This window comes from Marinilabilia sp., from assembly GCF_016278715.1.
In the GTDB taxonomy this organism is placed as follows: Bacteria; Bacteroidota; Bacteroidia; order Bacteroidales; family Marinilabiliaceae; genus Marinilabilia.
The window spans coordinates 41,135-47,258 of sequence record NZ_JADQBH010000223.1 but is presented as its reverse complement, the minus strand read 5'-3'; the positions used below and the strand labels follow the sequence as shown (position 1 = coordinate 47,258).

The window sequence follows — 6,124 nt, the reverse complement described above, 5'->3', positions numbered from 1 at the left end:
GAAGCGGGAGAACCGACGGATGCACCTCCGCCTGTAACACCGGTAATTGCAACTGTCAGGGTTTCTGTGCCTTCAAAAATGAGGTCGTCATCGCCTGTGATGGTAACAGGTTTTGAAGTTTCACCTGCAGCAAAGGAAACCTGGGTATCCGGAAAAAGATAATCATCTGTTGAGGCCGTACCGCCAGTGACGCCCAAATCAACGGTTACCGGCTGCGAAGATGCCGGGCTGAGCGAAACTGTGATGACAGATGCTCCTGCCGCTTCACTGAAAGAAGCAGCGGATGCAGAAATGGAAGCAGCAGGGGTTCCGTCGTTGTCGGTTATCTCCAGGTTTTGAGTGTCCTGTGTTCCCATGGTCGCACTTCCTCCGGTGACATTGGTGATTCCAATGGAAAAAGTTTCCGTTCCTTCCGAAATGCCATCTTCATTGCCGGAAATGACAAATTGTTGCTGAGTTTCCCCGGCTTCAAACTGTACCTGTGTATCGGAGAAATTGTAATCGCCTTCGGTTGTGGTTCCATCGGTCACCGCCAAATTAACGGTTACCGTTTCTGTGGTTGCCGGGGTCATGGAAAGCGTGATGGTGGTGCTGCTGTTCTCAGCGAAAGAAGTCGGGCTGGCTGAAATAGAAACTTCGGGCGCTGTTTCGTTGTCCGTGATTTGCAGATCCAGGGAAGCGGGAGAACCGACGGATGCTGTGCCTCCTGATACAGAGGTGATTTCTACAGTTATGGTTTCAGTACCCTCAAATATTTCGTCGGAGATACCGGTGAGTGTTGCAGTTCCGTATTCAATTCCGGCGGGAATGAGGATGCTGGTTTGGCTTGCAGAATAATCTGTGGCAAGTGTGGCACTGCCCGAAAAACCCAGATTTACAGTGATGTTATTTACCGGGTCAATCAGGTCTGTCCGTACTGTGATGGTAGCTACGCCTCCTTCTTCCGGGAAAGAGGCTCCAGGTTGATCAATGGAAATATCTTGTGCAGAAGTTAAGGTTCCGAACACAAGAAAAAAACCAGATATATAAGTAGTCAAGACAGAATTCTTCAGGCCCATGATAATTCCGATTATTGTTTACTTCAATCTTTCAATGGTGAAACATTGAAGTAAAATTACGGTAAAAGCATATCAATGGAAACCCCTAATTTAAAGATGGAAGACTTCTTTATGATAAGAAAGGGGTGCGGTTGGATGAATCCTGTCTTTTTGAGGATTAAGGCCTCCTGAATAGAGAAGTGAATCTGGTGAAATGGGTTTTTAGGGTTGGATTATAAAGTTAATACTATGTAATCCCAAAGCCTGGGGATTACAAATGCCTGTTAATTTGTTACTTGCAAATTAAGGCATTTTAATTTTTACTCTCTTGTAATAAAATCTTTACGTCATTGCGTCTCAGCGTTTAGGCTTTTTTAAAAACACTAATGTTAAGTAACATAGACACTATTTGTTGATTCCCAGCCCCATTTTCCTCATCAGAAATGAAGCATTAAGTTTCTGACTGACGCCAGGCTTTAGTTTGTAATCGAAAGCCAGATGGTCGCCTTCCAGTTCTACTTCGAAGCAGTAGTTGTGGGCGATCCCGGGATATTGTTTTTCCAGTTCTCCGATACCCAAATCATGCGTGGCAATGACCACAATGGCGTTTAGGGCGATGAGTTTTTCCAGCAGACCGTAAGAACCATTGTGTTTGTCGAGGCTGTTGGTGCCCCGCAAAATTTCGTCCAATACCACGAAGGTGTTGGGTTGTTCTTTCACCTGCTGAACAATCCCCTGGAGTCGTTGTAATTCGGCATAGAAGTACGACTCGTGACGAGCCAGCGAGTCGCGGATATTGATGCTTGAGCGGATATCGCAAGGCGAAAAACGCATTTCGCGGGCACAAACCGGAGCTCCGCTCATTCCTAGAATAAGGTTGACGGTGAGGGTACGTAAAAAAGTACTTTTGCCGGCCATGTTTGCTCCTGTAATAATCAGAATTTTTGGTTGTCCTGAAAAGGAGATGTCATTCCCTACGCATTCACTGTCGGGCAATAGCGGGTGTTTCAGTTCCTTGGCTTCATAGGTAAAAGGCGCCTCAAGGACTTCCGGGAACACTGCCATCCCCTGGTGGTTAAATGTAAATACGGCAAAAGAAGTCTTAGCATCCAACCGGGCAATAGTATCAAACCATTTGGGGACAGCATTCTTATGTGAAGTCTTCCACTGTTCCAGCACTGTCAGCATGTGAAAATCGAATAGAAAAAAAAGATTGAACAGCGAACCTGCAATGAGGTTGAGTCGGTAGTCGAATAATTCAAGTAATCGAAACAGTTTTTTTAGCACCCGGCTTGCGGCTCGTTTTTCACCGATCAGCTGTTGTTGAAGCGATAGGAGTAATTTAGAAGAAAATTGATGGTTTTCAACCAAGCTGATTAAGGCAGCGTATTTTTTCAGCGTTTTGGCACTTCTTCCCAAAAGGTCGTGCGATTTTTGTGTGGTTTTATTTTTCCAGGCTACCAAAAGAAAAGCCCCTATGATTGGAATAAAAATTAGATTCGGGTTGATGAAGCCCAATGAAGTGGTTACAATCCAGGCAGTCATCAGAAAAGGCCAGACTGTTCCTGCCCATTTAAGGAAAGAGGTGTTGAGGGCAGGACTGTCCAACCACTCTTTCAGCTTCTTTATTTCGTTGGTTTCCATATTGGCTTGCAACCCCAGGGCGCGAAAAGCTTCAATGAATTCCGGATTTTCAGACAATTCTTTGATGCTTTCCTGGTTTTTTCTAATCTCTTGCGGAGCTCTCTTTCCCTTTGACAGATCATTTCCCAATAATGCACGTCCCGGGCCGGTAACGCAGCGATTCAGGTACTGAAAAAGAGAACCGGCCCCAAACAGGTCGAAATCACCGGATAGTTCCGGGGCGGTTTTCGCCAGGTCGCTGCCATTATCGAATTCACTGTATTGATGCTGAAGGTATTTTAATTCGTCCTCGTTAACCTTCAGACGGGCTTTAAGTGTCCGTTGCTTGCGTACAAGTCGTAAATCCCAGATGACGGCAAGTACAAACAAAACAAGAAACCCCAGTGAAAACCAAAAAAATGTTTCATCAAATCTTGACTTTATATACCACAATGCTGAGATGATCAATCCGGCAAAAGTCAACAGGCGGGCCGGGGCGGTAAAGCGGAAATACCGGGTAAGCTTTTTTAGTTGGGCATTGTAAGTTGTTATCCTGGCAGAGTAATATTTTATAGGGCTGTTGTTGGCTGTGCTCATCATGCTTATTTTATTTGGGGTGCAATTTATGAAATTAACTGTGAATATGGTTTGGATCCTGCCCCTTGATCGGAATGGAGGTACAAGTTCCTTGTTCGGATTTTTTCGTTTGTTGCCAGAGGAAATGAAAAGCCATCCACAATAAAAAAGCTTCCTTTTACCTTCTGCGGTAAGTGGCTTAACGATAAAAAGATAGGTGTTTGACAAATAATATTCAACCCTTAACAAATAATTAAAAATTATCTGGGAATAAATGATACTTTTGATTAAACCTGATAAATATATTGAGTGTAACAGGAAGTTATGTCAATGGCAATTAAGTTATTATGGTTTTATCGGATGCGTTGGCAAACATGATTTTCATATAATGTGTTCTTAGATATTTAACCTTTAATTCAAAAAGATGAATAAACGTTTACTTACCTTAGTTGTATTTGCGTTATTCGCAGGTACCAGTTTGTTTTCTCAAACAACCCTAACAGCAGGAGATATTGCATTTGTTGGTATAAACGCCGATGGCAGTGATGATTTTTCATTTCTTTTGCTAAAAGATATTGAGGTCAATACAGTACTTAAAATTACCGATCAGGGTTGGAGCAATACTTCCAACAGTTTTTATGTTACAAGTGGAGACGAAACGCTTATTTGGACTGCAACAAGTAATATGGCTTCGGGCAGTATTATTCATATTACAACAGCTGCTAACGATGGTACTACATTAGACCCTGACGTTGCGTCTGTTGGATCTCTTACAGGAAATACAACAATTGGATCTTTTGGAGATCAGGTATTTATTTATCAAGGCACATCAACTTCGCCAACGTTTATTACAGGCATTCATTTTAATGTTGAACCCTCAAGCAATACAAGCGATTGGGATGGAATGGCTAACTCAACTGGAACAACTCAACTTCCGCCTCAGCTTACGAATGGAGTTAATGCAATTTGGGTTCACAATTCAGGTGTGGAAAATGATAATTTTATTTACAATGGCGCTATCACTTTCGGTAATGCAGCAACACTCAATGCAGCAATAAATGATGTTAGTAACTGGAGTTTTGATAATACAATTGCTTTTTCTCAAACCCCCTTTCCGGTAACATTTACTGTACTACCGCCTTGTATAGAACCGGATGTGCCAACTGTGACCACATCTCCAAACCCAATCTGTTCGGGAAGTTATGCGAGCCTTAATATTTCCGGTAACCTAAATGATGCTACCAGTTGGTATGTTTATACAGGTTCATGTGGAGGCACCTTAATTGGAACTACTGCGACAAGTAGCTTTGATGTTGCTCCAACAACGCCGACAACATACTATGTCAGAGGGGAAGGTGGTTGTATAACTCCCGGGAGCTGTGGAACAGCATCCATCTCATTTTTAAATCCAACTACAATTACAACTCAGCCAATTCCGTTGTTGTCGTCTTGCGAAGGAGGTCCGGAGATCTCAATTTCGGTATCTGCTTCTGGTTCCGGGATTCTCAGCTACCAATGGTACAACACAAATGGTGCTATAAGTGGCGCTAATGCATCATCCCTGGCAATTTCAACGAGTCCATCAAATTCAGGCGTCTACTATTGTGTTGTGACGGGGGATTGTGGATCTGCAACAAGTGGTGACTCAAATGTTACAATCTCGCCAACATATAACTTAACCGAGAATGATTTTGTATGTTTCGGTGATAGTTATACTTTCCCCGACGGGACTACTCAGAATAATATTGTTTCCCAGGTTATTTATACCAGCAATTTACTTACAGAGACGTCATCCTGTGACAGTGTTATTGTAACCACTGTAGATGTTACCAGCGTAGATGCCTCAGTCACACAATCCGGGGCAACCTTAACAGCAAATGTCAATGGGGCGGAGTATCAATGGTTAGATTGCAATAATTCTTATGCAATTATCCCAGCGGAAACAAATCAAACCTTTACTCCTGCTGTTAGTGGTAGTTATGCTGTTGAGGTTGTTGATAATGGATGTGTTGGTACTTCTGATTGTATCTCTGTTGTTCCAACAGCAATTCATGAAAATACATCTGATTATGGAATATCAATATCTCCAAACCCAACAAATGGAATTTTTGAGATTGATTTAGGAAGGGAGCATTCAGATATTACGCTTACAGTTAGAAATATAATAGGAAAAGTAATAGTAGAAAAAAATTATGTAAAGGCTACTAAAATAAGTTTCGATTTAGAGAAGGAGCTTGATGGGCTTTATATTCTTGAAGTTTCAACAAAATTAAATAAAAATGTTTTTAAAATAATGAAGAGGTAATTTTTCTCAATTCTTTCAGTTGTTTCGGCACGAGGGGCTTTAAACCTCTCGTGTCTACAGTTTTGTCGTGAGAAACGACGGGCAGGAGGTAAAATTTTTTATTTTTTTGTATTTTGCGTTCGATATTTTAAAAGGGATATGTTAGCGATCCCTGATAGATTATTACCCAAAACCCCAATTGAATGAGTTTTACCAAACAACTAACCCGTCTTCAGCAGCTGGATCGACTTATCCGGATGCGCTGTACCGGTAATGCCGGAGAATTAGCTGAAAAGCTTCAGATTTCACAAAGTTCCCTTTTCTTATTACTTCAGACCGCCAAAGAGCTTGGTGCAGAGATTCATTTCAACCATTACGGTTGTACCTATGAGTATGAGGAACCCATGCATTTTGTGTGTGGTTTTGAAGTGATTGACCGGGAAAAGCTCCATCAGGCCCGGGGAGGTATTTCATGTGGCGAATTTCGTCATCCTCCGGAAAAGAAAAAACATTCCTTTTTATTTAGAATTTCTAAAAATTACACCACTCCAAAAATTTAGGAGTGGACAGCCATATTTTTACCCTGCATTTAAGTTATCCCGGC

General features: G+C 42.0%; 4 protein-coding genes. 2 read left to right on the top strand and 2 right to left on the bottom strand.

The genetic code is table 11. From position 1 onward, the window contains the following. Together QZZ43_RS13750 and QZZ43_RS13745 are read right to left on the bottom strand one after the other, a co-directional pair. Positions 1 to 1,058: Calx-beta domain-containing protein (locus QZZ43_RS13750; RefSeq protein ID WP_291860469.1), on the bottom strand; the 1,058-nt coding region annotated here is incomplete at its 3' end. 384 nt (positions 1,059 to 1,442) lie between these two features. After that, positions 1,443 to 3,260 (bottom strand): hypothetical protein, encoded by a 1,818-nt coding sequence (locus QZZ43_RS13745; RefSeq protein WP_291860466.1) that lies wholly within the window; start codon positions 3,258 to 3,260, stop codon positions 1,443 to 1,445. A 400-nt stretch (positions 3,261 to 3,660) separates the two neighbouring features. On the opposite strand from QZZ43_RS13745, the gene QZZ43_RS13740 reads away from it, so the two are divergent. Together QZZ43_RS13740 and QZZ43_RS13735 are read left to right on the top strand one after the other, a co-directional pair. Then, positions 3,661 to 5,541 carry a T9SS type A sorting domain-containing protein gene (locus QZZ43_RS13740; RefSeq protein ID WP_291860463.1) on the top strand — a complete coding sequence of 627 codons (1,881 nt, stop codon included), beginning with the start codon at positions 3,661 to 3,663 and terminating at the stop codon, positions 5,539 to 5,541. 182 nt (positions 5,542 to 5,723) lie between these two features. Continuing rightward, entirely contained in the window at positions 5,724 to 6,080 is a 357-nt protein-coding gene (locus tag QZZ43_RS13735; RefSeq protein ID WP_291860460.1) for a hypothetical protein, read from the top strand. Positions 6,081 to 6,124 lie beyond the last annotated feature (44 nt).

Excerpts from the sequence above, each read along its gene's own strand:
- QZZ43_RS13745 (WP_291860466.1), bottom strand. The coding sequence starts at position 3,260 with ATGATGAGCACAGCCAACAACAGCCCTATAAAATATTACTCTGCCAGG.
- QZZ43_RS13740 (WP_291860463.1), top strand. The coding sequence starts at position 3,661 with ATGAATAAACGTTTACTTACCTTAGTTGTATTTGCGTTATTCGCAGGT.
- QZZ43_RS13735 (WP_291860460.1), top strand. The coding sequence starts at position 5,724 with ATGAGTTTTACCAAACAACTAACCCGTCTTCAGCAGCTGGATCGACTT.